The organism is Xenorhabdus sp. TH1 (genome assembly GCF_037260955.1).
In the GTDB taxonomy this organism is placed as follows: Bacteria; Pseudomonadota; Gammaproteobacteria; order Enterobacterales; family Enterobacteriaceae; genus Xenorhabdus; species Xenorhabdus griffiniae.
On sequence record NZ_CP147734.1, the window covers coordinates 1,354,749 to 1,371,998 of the forward strand.

The 17,250-nt window shown below is 43.9% G+C and carries 17 protein-coding genes; 13 read left to right on the plus strand and 4 right to left on the minus strand.

Annotation, left to right across the window (positions count from 1 at the left end; all coding sequences use genetic code 11):
* Positions 1-45 precede the first annotated feature (45 nt).
* The gene (gene sbcB, locus WDV74_RS05990; protein WP_338885126.1) at positions 46-1,476 is read right to left on the minus strand and encodes an exodeoxyribonuclease I; all 1,431 of its coding nucleotides are present in this window, start codon (positions 1,474-1,476) and stop codon (positions 46-48) included.
* 359 nt (positions 1,477-1,835) lie between these two features.
* Between sbcB and tmaR the strand changes: the two genes are divergently transcribed.
* On the plus strand, positions 1,836-2,156 hold the full coding sequence (gene tmaR / locus WDV74_RS05995) for a PTS system regulator TmaR (RefSeq protein ID WP_074018717.1): 321 nt from the start codon (positions 1,836-1,838) through the stop codon (positions 2,154-2,156).
* Between the two features lie 53 nt (positions 2,157-2,209).
* Here the strand turns inward: tmaR and WDV74_RS06000 are convergent, their stop codons facing one another.
* Entirely contained in the window at positions 2,210-2,842 is a 633-nt protein-coding gene (locus WDV74_RS06000) for an NAD(P)-binding oxidoreductase (RefSeq protein WP_338885127.1), read from the minus strand.
* Between the two features lie 171 nt (positions 2,843-3,013).
* Positions 3,014-6,250, minus strand: a complete 3,237-nt coding sequence (gene rne, locus WDV74_RS06005; protein ID WP_338885128.1) for a ribonuclease E — start codon at positions 6,248-6,250, stop codon at positions 3,014-3,016.
* 556 nt (positions 6,251-6,806) lie between these two features.
* Here rne and rluC point away from each other — a divergent pair.
* Positions 6,807-7,763, plus strand: coding sequence for a 23S rRNA pseudouridine(955/2504/2580) synthase RluC (gene rluC, locus WDV74_RS06010; RefSeq protein ID WP_338885129.1), 957 nt, complete (start codon positions 6,807-6,809; stop codon positions 7,761-7,763).
* Here the strand turns inward: rluC and WDV74_RS06015 are convergent.
* The gene (locus tag WDV74_RS06015) at positions 7,757-8,350 is read right to left on the minus strand and encodes a nucleoside triphosphate pyrophosphatase (RefSeq protein WP_338885550.1); all 594 of its coding nucleotides are present in this window, start codon (positions 8,348-8,350) and stop codon (positions 7,757-7,759) included. The genes rluC and WDV74_RS06015 overlap by 7 nt on opposite strands.
* A 145-nt stretch (positions 8,351-8,495) precedes the next feature.
* On the opposite strand from WDV74_RS06015, the gene yceD reads away from it, so the two are divergent.
* From yceD to tmk, 11 genes are all read left to right on the plus strand, one after another.
* A complete protein-coding gene (gene yceD, locus WDV74_RS06020; RefSeq protein ID WP_338885130.1) occupies positions 8,496-9,020 on the plus strand; it encodes a 23S rRNA accumulation protein YceD in 525 nt (174 codons plus the stop codon).
* Positions 9,021-9,032: 12 nt separating this feature from the next.
* Positions 9,033-9,203, plus strand: a complete 171-nt coding sequence (gene rpmF / locus WDV74_RS06025; protein WP_004253223.1) for a 50S ribosomal protein L32 — start codon at positions 9,033-9,035, stop codon at positions 9,201-9,203.
* 29 nt (positions 9,204-9,232) lie between these two features.
* Entirely contained in the window at positions 9,233-10,285 is a 1,053-nt protein-coding gene (gene plsX / locus WDV74_RS06030; protein ID WP_338885131.1) for a phosphate acyltransferase PlsX, read from the plus strand.
* A gap of 6 nt (positions 10,286-10,291) precedes the next feature.
* Positions 10,292-11,245, plus strand: a complete 954-nt coding sequence (locus WDV74_RS06035) for a beta-ketoacyl-ACP synthase III (RefSeq protein ID WP_338885132.1) — start codon at positions 10,292-10,294, stop codon at positions 11,243-11,245.
* 18 nt (positions 11,246-11,263) lie between these two features.
* Positions 11,264-12,193 (plus strand): ACP S-malonyltransferase, encoded by a 930-nt coding sequence (gene fabD / locus WDV74_RS06040; protein ID WP_338885133.1) that lies wholly within the window; start codon positions 11,264-11,266, stop codon positions 12,191-12,193.
* A gap of 11 nt (positions 12,194-12,204) precedes the next feature.
* Complete coding sequence (gene fabG / locus WDV74_RS06045; RefSeq protein ID WP_074018725.1) at positions 12,205-12,939, plus strand: 3-oxoacyl-ACP reductase FabG; 735 nt, start codon at positions 12,205-12,207, stop codon at positions 12,937-12,939.
* 150 nt (positions 12,940-13,089) lie between these two features.
* Positions 13,090-13,326 (plus strand): acyl carrier protein, encoded by a 237-nt coding sequence (acpP, locus tag WDV74_RS06050; protein ID WP_012989255.1) that lies wholly within the window; start codon positions 13,090-13,092, stop codon positions 13,324-13,326.
* A gap of 74 nt (positions 13,327-13,400) precedes the next feature.
* The gene (fabF, locus tag WDV74_RS06055; RefSeq protein ID WP_338885134.1) at positions 13,401-14,642 is read left to right on the plus strand and encodes a beta-ketoacyl-ACP synthase II; all 1,242 of its coding nucleotides are present in this window, start codon (positions 13,401-13,403) and stop codon (positions 14,640-14,642) included.
* A 68-nt stretch (positions 14,643-14,710) separates the two neighbouring features.
* On the plus strand, positions 14,711-15,538 hold the full coding sequence (gene pabC, locus WDV74_RS06060; RefSeq protein ID WP_338885135.1) for an aminodeoxychorismate lyase: 828 nt from the start codon (positions 14,711-14,713) through the stop codon (positions 15,536-15,538).
* Between the two features lie 39 nt (positions 15,539-15,577).
* Complete coding sequence (gene mltG / locus WDV74_RS06065) at positions 15,578-16,603, plus strand: endolytic transglycosylase MltG (protein WP_338885136.1); 1,026 nt, start codon at positions 15,578-15,580, stop codon at positions 16,601-16,603.
* Positions 16,600-17,232, plus strand: coding sequence for a dTMP kinase (gene tmk / locus WDV74_RS06070; RefSeq protein ID WP_189758237.1), 633 nt, complete (start codon positions 16,600-16,602; stop codon positions 17,230-17,232). Before mltG ends, tmk begins: the two co-directional genes overlap by 4 nt.
* Positions 17,233-17,250 lie beyond the last annotated feature (18 nt).

Genomic DNA, 17,250 nt, shown 5'->3' on the forward strand with positions numbered 1-17,250 from the left:
TGTAATTTACCACACGCATCTTGAAGTTAGATTGGTATAAAGGTTTTATCCGGCTATTTGGATTGCATAATCAACCAGTGCTTTTAACTGGCGACACTTTTCTTCATCAGATTGATATTCAATAAAAAGTTCTTCAATGACTGCAAGATATTGGCTGATGTTTTCCTGGGTTAATGTATCCTGCCGATGACGTAACCAACGTTGTTGCTCGTCATAATCCAATGTCGCTGGATAGTTTCTCGCACGATAGCGGAATAACAACGGCATAATGCGGGCATCCTGGAATGTTAAATCCAAGGCAGGCAAGTTTTGGGGAGACGTTTCTCGGATGATTTCCATTGCCGTTTTGTCGGCATCGCTGAAAAAGCCGCTATAGAGCTTAGTATCGACATTATCAGATTCTGGAAACGTTTCTGGATGAGAAAACAGTTCAACGACTTTCTCCCTGATTTGCGGATTGTTGCGCAAGATAGCCAGATTTTGCTCACATTGGTTGCGATCTAATCCCACTCGCTCTGCGTCTTCTGGTCGCAAGGTATTTTCTGGCGCAATGATTGGGCATTTATTAATGTGTACGAGTTTAATGGGGACTGGGCTTTGATCTGGCTGTAATTCGTCCCGTCGGGTATACAAGCGCTCGCGTAATTCATCTGCGCTGAGTTCCAAAAGTGGGGTGATATCACCAGCCAGATCGCACATGATAACCGCATTACGGTTACTTGGATGCCACGCCAAAGGAGCGACAAGGCTAACATTGCTGCGCATAACCCCAAACATGCCAGATACATGAACCAGAGGTTTCATTTGGGGGATATCAATTTGATGACTGACTTTCTGTTTATTTCTTAACTGGAAAAAATAATCAAACAATTTAGGTTGAGCTTTTTTCACCAGCTTTGCCATTGCGATAGTGGCATAAACATCGGACATGGCATCATGGGCATGAGTATGCTCAACGCCATTGGCTTTTGTCAGATGCTCTAATTTGAAACTGGGTAACCCATCTTCATTATCTGGCCAGACAATGCCTTCTGGACGCAAGGCATAGCAGGCACGTAATACGTCGAGTAAATCCCAGCGAGAGTTGCCTTTTTGCCAGCTATAGGCGTAAGGATCGTAAAAGTTACGATAAAAGATATTTCGGCTGACTTCGTCATCAAAACGAATGTTGTTATACCCAAGAATACATGTATTGGGTTTGCTGAATGCTTCATGGATTTGTTGGGCAAATTGGGCCTCATTAACGCCTTTTTTCAATGCCAACTGGGGAGTAATTCCTGTGATCATGACAGCTTCAGGATCGGGAAGATAATCGTCAGCAGGAGCACAATACACCACCAAAGGTTCTTCAATGATATTGAAATCACTGTCAGTGCGAACTCCTGCAAATTGTGCGGGGCGATCTAAGGCCGGATGTTTACCAAAAGTTTCATAATCATGAAAGTAGAAACTTTGGTTTTCTTTACTGGTATTCAAGGTTGTGTATTCTCCGTTATCGCCAATTTAATTACGACTAATCAATAAATTAAGTTTCCATTGGTGTCACATTTATCTCGTTCACACCAAAAACGATTATTCTCGATGACGTTAAATTACGTTGTCATACATGGTAAACCATAACAAGATTTGAGCGAAGTAGTTCGTATGGCTATCCAAACCCAAACTTACCGTGGCAGTAGTGGTTATTGTTCGGGAAAAGGAATTTGATTAAGAAATGTATCTGAAAGGGAGTTTGTATCAATAAATTGTCGAAACTGACTTGTCTATGCGCCACTTGAAATTGTATTGTGTAGTTAGCATAAGAAATTATCGGTCTGATTAAAAAGGTGTAAAAAATGGACAACACAAATAAACCAACATTCCAAAATGTACTGGAGTTTGTGCGTATATTTCGGCGTAAAAATAAATTACAGCGCGAAATTGTAGATAACGAGAAAAAGATCCGAGATAACCAAAAACGTGTACTTCTGCTTGATAACCTGAGTGACTACATAAAACCAGGAATGTCGATTGAAGATATTCAAGGCATTATTGCTCATATGCGCAGTGATTATGAAGAGCGTGTTGATGAATATATCATCAAAAATGCCGAGCTATCTAAAGAACGCCGTGAGTTATCCAAAAAACTTAAGGCAATGGATGGTGGAGTTAAGTAGTTTTAGTTGTTTGAATAAAGTGATAGACCACGCCTTATGGCGTGGTTGTTTTTTTAGTTTGAGTTCCAATGTGGCTTGAGTTCAGGATCAATTAAGGCATAGGTTTGATAGTGAGTTCGTTCATCTTCGGCCATTTGTGCTAATTGTTTTGCTACATCTTCTCGGCTTACCATGCCATGAACTTCCTCTTGATAACGTTTGCAATGTCCAGTGCCAGGTTGATCGGTAAGACCACCGGGACGGATAATTGTAAAATTCAGTGTGCTGGTTTGCAGGTAACTTTCAGCCAATGACTTGTGTCTGACAGATTGCCCGAATAATGATTTAGCCCGTGCTGATAATGTCTTCCAACTTTCACCACACCCAATGGATGTCACCAATAACATGCGAGAAATTTGGGCTTGTTCCAATGCATCTATTATTGCCATGTTTCCATGGTGATCAGCATTGCCTCCGCCAATTGTTGAGAAAACAACGGGATTTTCTCCCGCCTGCGCAATCGCTTTTTCTATACTGTCTTTGTCACAAGCGTCGCCGAGTATTACAGTAACGCCTGCCGCGCTGAGTTCGGCAGCTTGTTGTGCATTACGAATTAAGGCTGTGACAGGGCGGTTTTGTTTTAGCGCAATAGTGACCAAATGGCGTCCAACACCTTTTCCAGCACCAAAAATCAACCAGGGTTTCATAGACGGGAAGCTCTCCATAAAATTAACCATCTTAAATGATAATAATAACCATCCAAGTTTATTGGAATCGATGATTGAAAGGAATGAGGGTAATTCGTTTTTGTTGTGGGTAAGGTAAAAAAAATGGCTCCCAATCCAGGGGAGCCATTTAACTCAAATCACAGTATCCAATTATTCGAATGGTTGTGGCTTAGACATAGCAGAAGTTGCAATACTTGTTGCAGAATGTCCACCCGCACCACCTTTACCTTTGAATGGATAAGCAGGGCGTTGCCATTCAGTGATAATCACAGGCTGGGTCATCATGTCCGGTGCTGGTGCCTTCGTCATTGGGGAGTAAGCGTGATGATTTTTTTCCACGATAATCGAAGACTCAACAACTGTTTTCTTTTCCGCTTTAACTTCCTCTGCCTTAAGGCACATTTCCGTTGCGACAGTTGGCTGTTCTTCATGATGTTCCTGTTTAACAATCGACGTCATAATGATGGGTTCTACCGTATGGCGCATTTTTTCAGCATCATGTGAAACTAGGATATGTGGTTCTTCATTCCCTAAAATTTCTGACCACTGTTTTTCACCATGATTGATGACAGCTTCCACGTTTTCCGGTTCCGAAACGTTAGGTTTTTCTAATTCCGGTTCTAGTGGTGTGGCAATGGAAACGCTATCAACAACAAGTTTCACCTTGTCATCATGAGTGAGGCTGTCTTGTTGTTCTGCTATTTCGACGTGAGGTACTGTTGTCGTTGGTGCTGATTCTGTGATTGATGGCACCAGAATAACTTTTTCCTGTTGTACAGGTAGTGTTTTTTCTTCAACCGTTTCATTAATCACATCAACAGAAGCAAGGGTTTGAGGTTCAGTCATAGTCACAGGTGCAACAGGATAACGAACCCATACTTTGCCTGATGCCAGTTCTGGCGATACGACAGCCATGTTCAATGGTACTGGTGATTGAGACAGATTACGTTCATCACGGTAACGGCGACGACGCTGACCACTGACACGCAAGTGGCGTGGGGAGCGGCGGGAACGACGCGGCATGATGTTGTCTTGCTGCTCATTATTGGGTTGTGAAACGGCTGCTTGTGGTGCAGAGTTTTGTGAATCTGCATTTTGCGGCATTTCAGGTTGGTTAGCGGCTTCAACATGGGTATCAATAACGGCCGGTATAGACGCTTTTGCCTCTTTATGAGCGTTTTCTGATACAGATTCAGGCATCACAGCGGGTAAGGCCACGATGTTAGTGTCTGGTTTCAGTTCGTCAGTGATCCGTATTTTTTGCTCAAGCTGGCGGCGCTGACGGCGAGGCATGACTGGCTGACGCTCTTCAACTTCTTCTTCGACAATGTCAGGTCGATTGATGGTCTGCTGAGCCTGTTGCTGCCGTTTTTCTTCCTGACGACGACGTTGACGTTCGGCACGTTGTTCACGGCGTTGCTGCTGCTGTGCTTCACGCGCTTCGTTATCCAGCACAGTGCTATCCTGAACATTGTTTTTCTGCTGGGTATTACGCCCTTTACGCTGTTCATCACGTTCACGGTTATTACGTGCTTCACTTTCGCGACGTTGATTCTGACGGCGTGGGTTGCGACGTTCTGATGAGCGACGATTATCATTGCCAGCCGGTTTTTTGCCCTTTTCTTGGGTTTGTTTCTCTTCTTCACCACTGAACATTTTTTTCAGGGCACTGAAGAATCGGCTGAACAAACCTGGTTTTTCTGTTTGTTGCGGGTTATTAGCGACTACTTTTTTTTCTTTTGTTTTTACTTTTGCTGTTGCCGGTGCAGCGGCTTCTGCTGCTGGCAGATCAAAAGTTGAAATGGCCGGTTGCTCTGGACGTTTGCGTTCATGCTGGGCATCGTCTTGAACATTTGTCATTTCCGCTTCATGCAGCTGTGGCAGCAAATAACTTAAAGTTGAAATTTCTTCGCCTTTACGTACACGTAAGACAGAAAAATGTGGCGTTTGCATTTGATCATTTGGAACAATAACAACACCCACACCACCTTGACGATGCTCAATATCGCTGACTGCCCGCCGTTTTTCATTCAGTAAGTAAGAAGCGATCTGTACAGGGACAATGGCATGAACCTGATGTGTGTTTTCTTTCAGTGCTTCTTCTTCGATTAAACGCAGAATTGACAGGGACAGTGATTCATTATCACGAATAGTTCCGGTGCCGCTACAACGCGGGCAGACATGGTGGCTGGATTCACCCAGGGAGGGGCTTAAACGCTGGCGCGACATCTCCAGTAAGCCAAAGCGGGAAATTCGGCCAATTTGAATACGAGCGCGATCTTGTCGCACAGCGTCACGCAGCCGGTTTTCAACTTCACGCTGATGACGCACTGGTGTCATATCAATGAAATCGATAACAATAAGACCACCGAGGTCACGCAGACGCAATTGGCGTGCAATTTCGTCAGCTGCTTCCAGGTTGGTATTAAATGCTGTTTCTTCAATATCACCACCACGAGTTGAACGAGATGAGTTGATATCGATAGCCGTTAAAGCTTCCGTCGTATCAATGACCACAGAGCCGCCGGAAGGTAACCGAACTTCACGCTGGAAGGCCGATTCGATTTGCGATTCTATTTGATAATGGCTAAACAGCGGGACTTCACCACTGTACAGTTTGATTTTACTGGCAAAATCAGGGCGTCCCAGCGCAGTGATATGCTGGCGTGCCAAATCAAGGATTTTAGGGTTGTCAATCAAGATTTCCCCAATATCTGGACGCAGATAATCACGGAATGCGCGCACGATAACATTGCTTTCCTGGTGGATCAGGAAAGGAGCGGGATGGCTGTCTGCGGCTTTTTTGATCGCTTCCCAATGTCTCAGGCGGAAGTTCAAGTCACCTTGCAAAGCTTCAGCCGATTTACCTACACCGGCGGTGCGAACGATAAGCCCCATACCCTCTGGAACTTCAAGAGAAGAAAGCGCTTCTTTTAATTCGATGCGATCATCACCCTCAATGCGGCGAGAAATTCCACCTGCCCTTGGGTTATTCGGCATCAGGACTAAATAACTGCCAGCCAAACTAATAAAGGTTGTTAAAGCTGCCCCTTTGTTACCTCGTTCTTCTTTATCAACCTGGACGATAACTTCCTGGCCTTCTTTAAGGATATCCTTAATGTTAGGGCGGCCATGGGAGTGATAATTACTTGGAAAATATTCGCGAGCAATTTCTTTTATGGGTAGGAAACCATGACGTTCTGCTCCGTAATCAACAAAAGCAGCTTCCAGGCTAGGTTCAATTCGGGTAATTTTCCCTTTATATATATTTGCCTTTTTCTGCTCGTGTCCAGGGCTTTCAATATCCAAATCATAAAGACGTTGCCCATCAACAAGGGCAACACGCAACTCTTCCTGCTGGGTTGCGTTGATTAACATTCTTTTCATTCTAACTTACTCATTATTTTTTACATGAATATAGAGCTGCGAGTAAAAAAAGAGGCGAGCTACTAGTTACCGATGGCCTCGTGTCTTTTACAAAACCGCCAGCCTCACGGCTATCGTTTGTATAGAGGCGCCTATTTGTCGGCGAGTCTGAATTTCATTTGAACACAGTACTCTTTATTGGGATGCTGTAATAAATAGGTACAGATTTTGCCCAATCCAGTAAGCTGCCACCCGCAGCCCATAAATTATTTGATCGAACATTACGTCTTATGCCATTGCTGCGTTTTTGCTCAATCAAACAGATAACAAACAATTTTAATCTTGCCATTCATAGTTTAGTAAACCGTGGCCAGAAAGCATTATTCCATTGCTATTGGGGTGATAGCAAGGTGACTTTATCGCTTTACGGTTTTTTTATTAGGAAATAGTGATAAGTTGTTAATATTTGGTCTTTACCCTAAATCATTTGGAACAATGAAGTAGGGAAAATGGTTGTTATTTAGACATAGTTAAAAATGAGTGGCGCTCTGTTGGTTGGATTATTAGAATCTTGCCCATGAAAACAGATAATCAAATTGTACAGTTTGTCACGGTTGATGACGAATATGCCGGTCAGCGAGTTGATAACTTTTTGCTGGCCCGTTTAAAGGGTGTACCTAAGAGCCTGATCTATCGGATCTTGCGTAAAGGTGAAGTGCGAGTCAACAAAGGAAGAATCAAGCCTGAATATAAATTGATAGCAGGTGATGTCATCAGGATCCCGCCGATTAGAGTCGCAGAAAAACAAGAAACGCCTGTATCTGTCAAGCTGGATAAGGTTGCTGCTCTGGCGGGATGTATTTTGTATGAAGATGACCATATTTTAGTCATCAACAAACCATCAGGAACTGCAGTGCATGGGGGCAGTGGCCTGAGTTTTGGTGTGATAGAAGGATTACGGGCTTTGCGGCCTGAAGCCCGTTTTCTTGAACTGGTGCATCGGCTTGACCGCGATACATCCGGTATTTTGTTGATTGCGAAAAAACGTTCTGCATTGCGGGCACTGCACGAGCAATTACGCTTGAAACAGATGCAAAAAGACTATTTGGCGCTAGTGCGTGGGCAATGGCAATCCCATTGTAAAGTCGTAGAAGCGCCTTTGTTAAAAAACATCCTGCAAAGTGGGGAAAGGGTGGTGAAAGTCAGTCGAGAAGGCAAACCATCTGAAACACGTTTTAAAGTTGAAGAACGATATGCGTTTGCGACATTGGTGCGAGCAAGCCCTGTGACAGGGCGAACTCATCAGATCCGAGTGCACACTTTACACGCTGGCCATCCCATTGCGTTTGATGATCGTTATGGTGACAGAACATTTGATGCTCAGCTGGCAGAAACAGGACTTAATCGCTTGTTCTTACATGCTAGCTCATTAAAGTTTACCCATCCATCCACGGGGGAAACGCTGCGTTTCGAAGCTCCAATGGATGATGGGTTGCGGAAATGTTTAAAAATATTGCGGCATAATAATCATTGAGAACATACCGTCAGTGGGTTTATCCCCTGGCGGATCAGCATTTCTGTCAACGTTATTAATGGTAAGCCGATAAGTGTGTTTGGATCTTTGCCGTCAAGTTTTTCGAATAATGTAATTCCTAAACCTTCGCTTTTAAAACTACCAGCACAATTGAAGGGTTTTTCTTTGTTTAGATAATAAATAATTTCTGTTTCTGTCAGATTTCTGAAATAAACATAGAATAACTCACAACGAGTATCAACCACTTCTGTTTTACTATTGAATAAGGTAATGCCAGTATAAAAAGTGACACATTTTCCACTGGCTTTTTTCAATTGTAAGAAAGCATTCTCAAAATTATGGGGTTTGCCGGTAATTTCGTCATCCAAAACACAAACTTGATCTGAAGCTATAATGAAGTGGCTAGAATACTCCCGCTGTAAAGTGCGAGCTTTTGCCTGTGACAACCGCATTACCAATTGTTTTGGACTTTCGTTTTCCAGCGGGCTTTCATCAATATTGGGAGAAGCACAGGTAAAAGGTAATCCCAGCTTTTCTAGCAATAGGCGGCGATATTCGGAAGTTGACGATAAAACAATCGGAAGCATCTTTTTTTCCATAAAATACGTAGAGAAATATTTGCAGGCATTTTAAACTATACGCCGCTTAATAAGCGAATATTTGACGGAAAGGCGCAGATGTGTGGCCTTTTTCTTTGACTATGTCTCATTACAAAGATAATATGCGCGCCTTATGCAAAAGGTAAAATTACCCCTGACCATCGATGCACTTCGAGCAGCCCAGAAAAGATTGGATTACTACGGTAGTTATTCTGCTGGGCAAGTTTCTCGTCTTGCAGAAACAGTGGTCAGTGTGGATGGTGATGTAGATAGCTCATTATCATTTGAAATTGATAATCAGCGTCTGGCAGTCGTAAAAGGGCATTCTGAAGTGGATGTTACGCTTGCCTGTCAGCGCTGTGGCAGTAATTTCAGTCATCATGTTCACACTACGTATTGTTTTAGCCCGGTCGTCAATGATGAGCAGGCTGAGGCATTACCGGAAGAGTATGAGCCAATAAACGTTAACGAATTTGGCGAAATAGATTTGCTGGCAATGATTGAAGATGAAATAATTCTATCTCTGCCGGTAGTTCCGGTACATGATTCTGAACACTGTGAAGTGTCCGACGCGGACATGGTGTTTGGTACGCTGCCTCCTGAAGCAGAAAAACCAAACCCGTTTGCCGTATTAGCCAGTTTAAAGAAAAGTACTTAAGGAGTAAGGTCAATGGCCGTACAACAGAATAAACCAACTCGTTCTAAGCGTGGTATGCGTCGTTCTCATGACGCACTGACTGCAACACTTGTCTCTGTAGACAAAACTTCTGGTGAAACTCACCTGCGTCATCACGTGACTGCTGATGGCTACTACCGTGGTCGCAAGGTAATCAACAAGTAATTTCAGCTAACCATTAGCAAGTTGATATCTTGGCTAATCTAACCTTAGCGTTAGATGCTATGGGTGGGGACTTTGGTCCTCGCGTTACGGTGCCTGCTGCATTGCAGGCACTGGCATCTAATCCACAACTGAAGCTATTGTTGGTCGGCAATCCCGAAACCATCTCTCCTTTGCTTGCAAATCAAAATGCTGAGCTGCTGAGTCGTTTGCAAATTATTCCTGCGGAACATGCCGTTTCCAATGATGCAAGGCCATCTCAGGCCATCCGTTCCAGTCACGGTACTTCCATGCGTATAGCCTTGGACTTAGTTAAGTCGGGCGAAGCACAGGCTTGTGTCAGTGCGGGAAATACAGGGGCTTTGATGGGATTGGCTAAATTGATGCTGAAATCCATTGAAGGAATTGAACGGCCTGCATTGATGACGGTGATACCTAATCTAAAACAACAGAAGACAGTCGTATTAGATTTAGGCGCTAATATTAATTGTAATAGCGGCATGTTAGTTCAGTTTGCAATTATGGGCGCTGTCATGGCGGAGTATGTTGCTGGTGTGGATAATCCACGTGTTGCGTTACTCAACATCGGGGAAGAGGAATCCAAAGGGCTGGATAATATCCGCGAAGCCGCTATAACCTTGCGTAATATCCCAACGATTAATTATATCGGGTATGTGGAAGGAAATGAGTTACTGACGGGAAAAACAGATGTGCTCGTATGTGACGGCTTCGCAGGTAATGTTACGCTGAAGACGATGGAAGGTGCGATCAGAGTGATCTTATCTCTGGTAAAGTCACCGGATGGTCAGCAAAAAAAATCATCTTGGTTGATGAAACTATTCAAGATGAAGATAGTTAAAAAATGGTTACTAAGACAGGTAACTAAACGGTTCGGCCATCTAAACCCTGACCAGTATAACGGAGCAACGTTATTAGGCTTGCGTGGCATCGTCATAAAAAGTCACGGTGCTGCTAATGAACATGCTTTCAAGGCGGCTATTGATCAAGCTATTCAAGCTACAGAGAAGCAGGTTCCAGACAGAATCGCTGCCCGGCTGGATGCAGTATTACCCAAGAGTGAATAAACATAAATGTATACAAAGATCTTAGGTACGGGCAGTTATTTGCCTGCGCAGGTGCGTACTAACGCAGATTTAGAAAAAATGGTAGAGACGTCTGACGAGTGGATTGTTACTCGGACGGGCATTCGTGAACGCCGTATCGCGGCTGAAGATGAAAATGTTGCCATTTTGGGTTTCAAAGCTGCTGAAAAGGCCATTGAAATGGCGGGCATCGATAAAGCACAAATTGACTTAATCGTTGTTGCCACAACAAGCTCAACGCACGCCTTTCCAAGCGCAGCTTGCCAAATTCAGCAATTGCTGGGCCTTCCAGGTGTTGCGGCTTTTGACGTTGCAGCGGCATGTGCCGGCTTTACTTATGCGTTGAGTGTTGTCGATAAATTTATTAAAACGGGTGCGGCTAAATATGCACTGGTGATCGGTTCTGATATTATTTCAAGAGTTGTCGATCCTAAAGATCGCAGCACAGTGATTCTTTTCGGCGATGCAGCAGGAGCGATGGTCGTCGGGGCTTCAGAGGAACCAGGCATCTTATCTACTCATCTTCATGCTGATGGCCGTTATGGTGATTTACTGTCATTGCCTCATCAAAGCCGGGTAAAATGTGATACGCCAGAATATGTCACTATGGCTGGTAATGAAGTCTTTAAAGTTGCCGTGCGTGAATTAGCTAATATTGTTGATGAAACTTTAGAAGCTAACAACTTGCCTCATTCTCAGCTTGATTGGTTGGTTCCTCATCAAGCGAATTTGCGTATCATTGCGGCAACAGCCAAGAAATTAGATATGACAATGGATAAGGTGGTTGTGACTTTGGATCGTCATGGCAACACCTCGGCTGCATCTGTTCCGACTGCATTCGATGAGGCTGTCCGTGATGGAAGGATCCAACGTGGCCAACTTATTTTACTTGAAGCATTTGGCGGTGGCTTTACCTGGGGCTCAGCGCTGGTACGTTTTTAATTTAACAGGAAAATAAACATGTCTGATTTTGCAATGGTGTTTCCCGGTCAAGGTTCTCAATCTCTGGGTATGTTAGCTGATTTAGCCGCAGAATTTCCATTGGTTGAGCAAACGTTCGCAGAGGCTTCTGCGGTTTTGGGATATGATTTATGGGCGTTGGTTCAGCAAGGCCCTATAGAAGAACTGAATAAAACCTGGAAAACGCAACCTGCATTGTTGGCAGCTTCAGTAGCGATTTGGCGTGTATGGCAGGAGAAAGGTGGTAAAGCACCTTCCATAATGGCAGGGCATAGCCTTGGCGAATATTCTGCGCTGGTCTGTGCTGGCGTGATTGATTTCCAGCAAGCTATTAAACTTGTTGAATTGCGTGGGAAGTTGATGCAGGAAGCCGTACCAGAAGGGCAGGGAGCCATGTATGCCATTATTGGTTTAGATAATGAGTCCATTACAAAGGCATGTGAAGAGTCAGCGCAAGGTCAGATTGTTACGCCGGTTAATTTTAATTCACCTGGGCAGGTGGTTATCGCTGGTGAAAAAGAGGCTGTAGAGCGTGCGGGAGCGGCGTGTAAAGCGGCGGGCGCAAAACGAGCGTTGCCATTATCCGTTAGTGTGCCTTCGCACTGTGCACTGATGAAACCCGCAGCCGAACAACTGGCAGTTGCATTGAAAGACGTTGAATTTAACCAGCCACAATTCCCTGTCGTGAATAACGTCGATGTAAAAGTAGAAAAATCTGCTGATGCTCTTCGAGACGCGTTGGTCCGTCAGTTGTATAATCCTGTACGCTGGACAGAATCAGTAGAATATATTGCAGAACTTGGGGTCGAACAATTGCTGGAAATTGGGCCAGGTAAAGTCCTCACTGGGTTAACGAAACGTATTGTTGATACTTTAAGTGCTGTAGCAGTAAATGATGTATCATCACTCACAGTTGCTCTGAACAAATAACTGGGGAAAACATGAGCTTTGATGGAAAAATTGCACTGGTCACTGGCGCGAGCCGTGGTATAGGTCGCGCGATTGCAGAATTATTGGTTGAACGTGGTGCACGTGTTGTTGGCACCGCAACCAGTGAGAAGGGAGCTGAAGCAATCAGTGCCTTCCTGGGTGATAAGGGCAAAGGTTTTGTACTAAATGTCACAGATTCAGAATCCATTGAAAATGCACTATCGAATATTCGTGCTGAATTTGGTGAAATAGACATTTTAGTTAATAATGCAGGCATCACTCGTGATAACTTGTTGATGCGCATGAAAGATGATGAGTGGCAAGATATTATTGACACGAATCTTTCTTCGATTTTTCGTCTGTCAAAAGCAGTAATGCGTTCTATGATGAAAAAACGTTATGGACGTATTATTTCCATTGGCTCTGTTGTTGGAACAATGGGAAATGCGGGGCAGGCGAATTACGCGGCAGCGAAAGCAGGAGTTATTGGTTTTAGTAAATCATTGGCTCGTGAAGTCGCTTCCCGTGGCATCACTGTTAACGTTGTTGCACCTGGTTTTATCGAAACGGATATGACCAAAGCGTTGACAGACGAACAACGTGCAGGCATTGCTGCTGGAATACCTGCTAATCGTCTTGGTGATGCAAAGGAAATTGCCAGTGCTGTAGCGTTTCTTGCTTCTGACGAGGCCGCTTACATCACGGGTGAAACATTGCATGTCAATGGTGGCATGTACATGATCTAAAAATGAGCGAACTCACTGTTTTTGATGTATTTTTTATACAAAAAAAGCAGATTGTGGTTCGACCAGCCGGGATTTGGTTGCATCTTTTCCTGTATTTTATAAACTACGAAAACCATCGCAAAAGCGAGTTTTGATAGGAAATTTAATAGTATGAGCACTATCGACGAACGCGTTAAGAAAATCATCGTTGAACAACTGGGTGTTAAAGAGGAAGAAGTTGTGAACACAGCTTCATTTGTTGATGACTTGGGCGCTGATTCTCTTGACACAGTTGAACTGGTAATGGCTCTGGAAGAAGAGTTCGATATCGAGATCCCAGACGAAGAAGCTGAGAAAATCACTACAGTTCAAGCTGCTATTGACTACGTTGAAAACGCAGGTAAATAAGCACACATGCCTAGGCGGTCGTTCGACCGCCTATGTTTTTCGTCCCAAATTTTTTCCCTCCCTGGAGGATAACCGTGTCTAAGCGTCGAGTAGTCGTGACCGGACTAGGCATGTTATCTCCTGTCGGCAATACAGTAGCATCTTCTTGGAGTGCTGTTTGTGCCGGACAGAGTGGTATCGGCCTTATCGAACATTTTGATACCTCTAACCATGCAACGAAGTTTGCAGGTTTAGTGAAGAATTTTAATCATGAAGATTTCAATATTTCGCGCAAAGAAGCACGGAAGATGGATCTCTTCATCCAGTATGGTATTGCTGCGGGCAAACAAGCTATTGAAGATGCAGGAATCGAAGTAACAGAAGCCAATGCTAGCCGCTTTGGTGCTGCTATTGGTTCTGGTATTGGTGGATTGGGTCTGATCGAAGAAAATCATAGTACACTGTTATCGGCAGGGCCTCGTAAGGTCAGCCCATTCTTTGTACCTTCGACCATCATCAATATGGTGGCGGGCCATTTGAGCATCCTTTATGGTCTTCGTGGTCCGAGCATTTCTATTGCAACTGCCTGTACATCTGGCGTACATAACATCGGTCATGCAGCTCGCATTATTGCCTATAATGATGCTGACATTATGCTGGCGGGCGGTGCAGAAAAAGCGAGTACTGAGTTTGGGGTTGCTGGGTTCGGGGCTGCACGTGCATTGTCAACGCGTAATGACGATCCTCAAGGTGCAAGTCGTCCTTGGGATAAAGATCGTGATGGCTTTGTTCTGGGTGATGGCGCAGGTGTTGTCGTACTGGAAGAGTATGAGCACGCGAAAAAACGCGGTGCGAAAATCTATGCTGAAGTTGTTGGCTTTGGCATGAGCAGTGATGCTTACCACATGACGTCACCTCCTGAAGATGGCGCAGGCGCTGCTTTGGCGATGCAAAATGCCCTGAAAGATGCGGGAATTTCACCAGAGCAAGTGGGTTATATCAATGCTCATGGTACTTCAACGTCAGTTGGTGATATCGCAGAAGCACGCGCAGTGGAGTCTGTTTTTGGTGAAGGTACGAAAGTATTGGTGAGTTCAACCAAATCAATGACAGGCCATTTGTTGGGAGCAGCGGGCGCGATTGAATCTATTTTCACTATTCTTTCTCTGCGTGATCAGATTATTCCTCCAACCATTAACTTGGAGAATCAGGATGAGAATTGTCGTCTGGATTTAGTTCCGGGTAAAGCGCGCAACGTTGAAGGGATGGAATACGCATTGTGTAACTCTTTTGGTTTCGGTGGCACCAATGGGTCATTGATTTTCCGCAAGATCTAAAATCACTTTGTGTTTATAAAAAGCCCCAACAAATGTTGGGGCTTTTTTATCAAAAATAAGAAGTTAACATGACGTATTGGATTAATGGTAATCAGTGCGATCATATACCTGTTAATGATCGTGCGGTGCAGTTTGGTGACGGCTGTTTTACCACAATAAGGGTTGAGCAAGGGATACCGGCTTTGCTACCTTTGCACATAAAACGGTTGCAGAAAGGTGTTGAAAAACTCTTCATGCCAGCACCGGATTGGTTCCAACTTGAGAACCATATTAACCAGGTAGTGAAAGGGTATGATTCCGGCGTGTTGAAAATCATTCTTTCCAGGGGGATGGGAGGCCGTGGCTATGGCTTTGATGACACAATTGAGCCTACACAGATCTTATCTTTGGGTTCATATCCTGAACGATATATTACTCAGCGTCAAAAAGGTGTGTCATTGACTCTTAGCCCCATTTCGATGGGAATTAATCCCTACCTGGCGGGTATTAAGCATTTAAATCGTTTGGAGCAGGTTTTGATCAAACGATTCATTGAACAATCTGGAGCAGACGAAGCGCTGGTACTTGATAGTGATGGTTTATTAGTTGAATGCGGTGCGGCTAATATCTTCTGGCGAAAAGGAAAAAATGTTTATACACCTGATCTCAGCCAGAGTGGAGTGGAAGGGGTCATGCGACGGAAGATCATCGAATTGTTGGCGAAAAGTGATTATAGCTTATCATGTGTTATGCGCTATCCTGAAGCTTTGGCGTATGCAGACGAAGTGATTATCTGTAATTCCTTAATGCCAGTGTTGCCAGTAAGTCAAATTCAAGCGCATAAAAATCAACCGGCGTGGAAATATCAATCAAGAGAGTTGCATGAATATTTATTACCTGAATGTTTAAAACCTTAGCGAGTCAGTATTCAGAAGCCCAAATAAAGTGATTACCGGATGAAACTAAAAAAGCGCATTTTCATTCTGCCCGGCTTGCTTATTGCAATCGCTGTGATCGTATTTTTTTCTTTTATGAAGAAAATAGAGGACTTTGCTGCCCAAGATATTAATCTTAGCCAGGAGCTTATATTTACTGTACCGGCGGGAACGGGTCGTGCTGGACTGCAAGCCTTATTGGCTCAGCATAAATTGATTGAAGATAGCCAATTACTGCCATGGTTATTTCGCTTTAAACCAGAGTTAGCAAAGTTTAAGGCTGGAACTTACCGTTTGCAAAAAGGTATGTCTTTGCAGTCTGTCTTGCAACTGTTTGCCAGTGGCAAAGAAACTCAGTTTACTATTCGTTTTGTTGAAGGTAGTCGCTTTTCTGATTGGGCAAAAATATTGCAGAATGCGCCATACTTAAAACATGACATAGAAAATAAGACACCGAAAGGGCTGCTTGATGCTTTAGGCATGAAAGAAGATGAGTCACTGGAAGGTTGGTTTTATCCTGATACCTATTTGTATACAGCAGGCACGAGTGATCTGGAGTTGCTTAAACGAGCCTATAACAAAATGAAAACAATCGTCGGGCAGGAATGGGAAAACAGGGAAAAAAACCTACCATATAACAGTGCTTATGAAATGTTGATCATGGCCTCTATCATTGAAAAAGAGACCGCAATTGAATCTGAGCGAACCAAAGTTGCCTCTGTATTTGTGAATCGTCTGCGGTTAAAGATGAAACTGCAAACTGATCCAACCGTCATTTATGGATTGGGAGATAAATATACGGGTACGATTTTTCGCAGCAATCTCAACACATTTACACCATACAATACGTATATGATTGATGGGTTGCCACCCACTCCTATCGCTATGCCAGGTTTGGCTTCAATTAAGGCGGCAGCACATCCTGCCGTCACAGAATATTTGTATTTTGTGGCGAATGGCGATGGAGGGCACACATTCACCACCAATCTGGTAGCACATAATAAGGCAGTAAGCCTTTATCGCCAAAGGTTAAAGCAGGATAAATGAGTAGCAAATTTATTGTAATTGAAGGGCTTGAGGGTGCTGGAAAAACAACAGCAATCCAGACAGTGGTTGAAACCTTGAAGCAGCAGGGTATTTTTGATTTGGTGCTTACCCGTGAACCTGGTGGGACACCGTTAGCAGAAAAACTCCGTGAGCTGATCAAACAAGGGGTTGAAGGAGAATCACTGACAGATAAAGCAGAACTATTAATGTTATATGCTGCCAGAGTTCAACTGGTGGAAAATATTATCAAGCCAGCATTGGCAAAGGGAACCTGGGTCATTGGTGATCGTCATGATCTCTCTTCCCAGGCTTATCAGGGAGGAGGCCGAGGTATCGATCAGCAGTTGATGGCATCACTACGCAATGCTGCATTAGGGGATTTTTCGCCAGATTTAACGCTTTACCTTGATGTACCACCAGAAATGGGCTTACAACGTGCTCTTGAACGCGGTGAATTAGATCGGATTGAAAAGGAGTCCTTAGATTTCTTCCATCGCACCCGTACGAAATATCTCGAACTTATGGCGAAAGATGACAGTATCAAAAAGATTGATGCCACCCAACCACTGGAAAAAGTGCAGGATGATATTCGCCATACCTTACTTGCCTGGTTAAAGAACATTGACTAAAAGCACAGGAAATTCAGA

Excerpts from the sequence above, each read along its gene's own strand:
- tmaR (WP_074018717.1), top strand. The coding sequence starts at position 1,836 with ATGGACAACACAAATAAACCAACATTCCAAAATGTACTGGAGTTTGTG.
- WDV74_RS06000 (WP_338885127.1), bottom strand. The coding sequence starts at position 2,842 with ATGAAACCCTGGTTGATTTTTGGTGCTGGAAAAGGTGTTGGACGCCAT.
- rne (WP_338885128.1), bottom strand. The coding sequence starts at position 6,250 with ATGAAAAGAATGTTAATCAACGCAACCCAGCAGGAAGAGTTGCGTGTT.
- rluC (WP_338885129.1), top strand. The coding sequence starts at position 6,807 with ATGAAAACAGATAATCAAATTGTACAGTTTGTCACGGTTGATGACGAA.
- WDV74_RS06015 (WP_338885550.1), bottom strand. The coding sequence starts at position 8,350 with ATGCTTCCGATTGTTTTATCGTCAACTTCCGAATATCGCCGCCTATTG.
- yceD (WP_338885130.1), top strand. The coding sequence starts at position 8,496 with ATGCAAAAGGTAAAATTACCCCTGACCATCGATGCACTTCGAGCAGCC.
- rpmF (WP_004253223.1), top strand. The coding sequence starts at position 9,033 with ATGGCCGTACAACAGAATAAACCAACTCGTTCTAAGCGTGGTATGCGT.
- WDV74_RS06035 (WP_338885132.1), top strand. The coding sequence starts at position 10,292 with ATGTATACAAAGATCTTAGGTACGGGCAGTTATTTGCCTGCGCAGGTG.
- fabD (WP_338885133.1), top strand. The coding sequence starts at position 11,264 with ATGTCTGATTTTGCAATGGTGTTTCCCGGTCAAGGTTCTCAATCTCTG.
- fabG (WP_074018725.1), top strand. The coding sequence starts at position 12,205 with ATGAGCTTTGATGGAAAAATTGCACTGGTCACTGGCGCGAGCCGTGGT.
- acpP (WP_012989255.1), top strand. The coding sequence starts at position 13,090 with ATGAGCACTATCGACGAACGCGTTAAGAAAATCATCGTTGAACAACTG.
- pabC (WP_338885135.1), top strand. The coding sequence starts at position 14,711 with ATGACGTATTGGATTAATGGTAATCAGTGCGATCATATACCTGTTAAT.
- mltG (WP_338885136.1), top strand. The coding sequence starts at position 15,578 with ATGAAACTAAAAAAGCGCATTTTCATTCTGCCCGGCTTGCTTATTGCA.
- tmk (WP_189758237.1), top strand. The coding sequence starts at position 16,600 with ATGAGTAGCAAATTTATTGTAATTGAAGGGCTTGAGGGTGCTGGAAAA.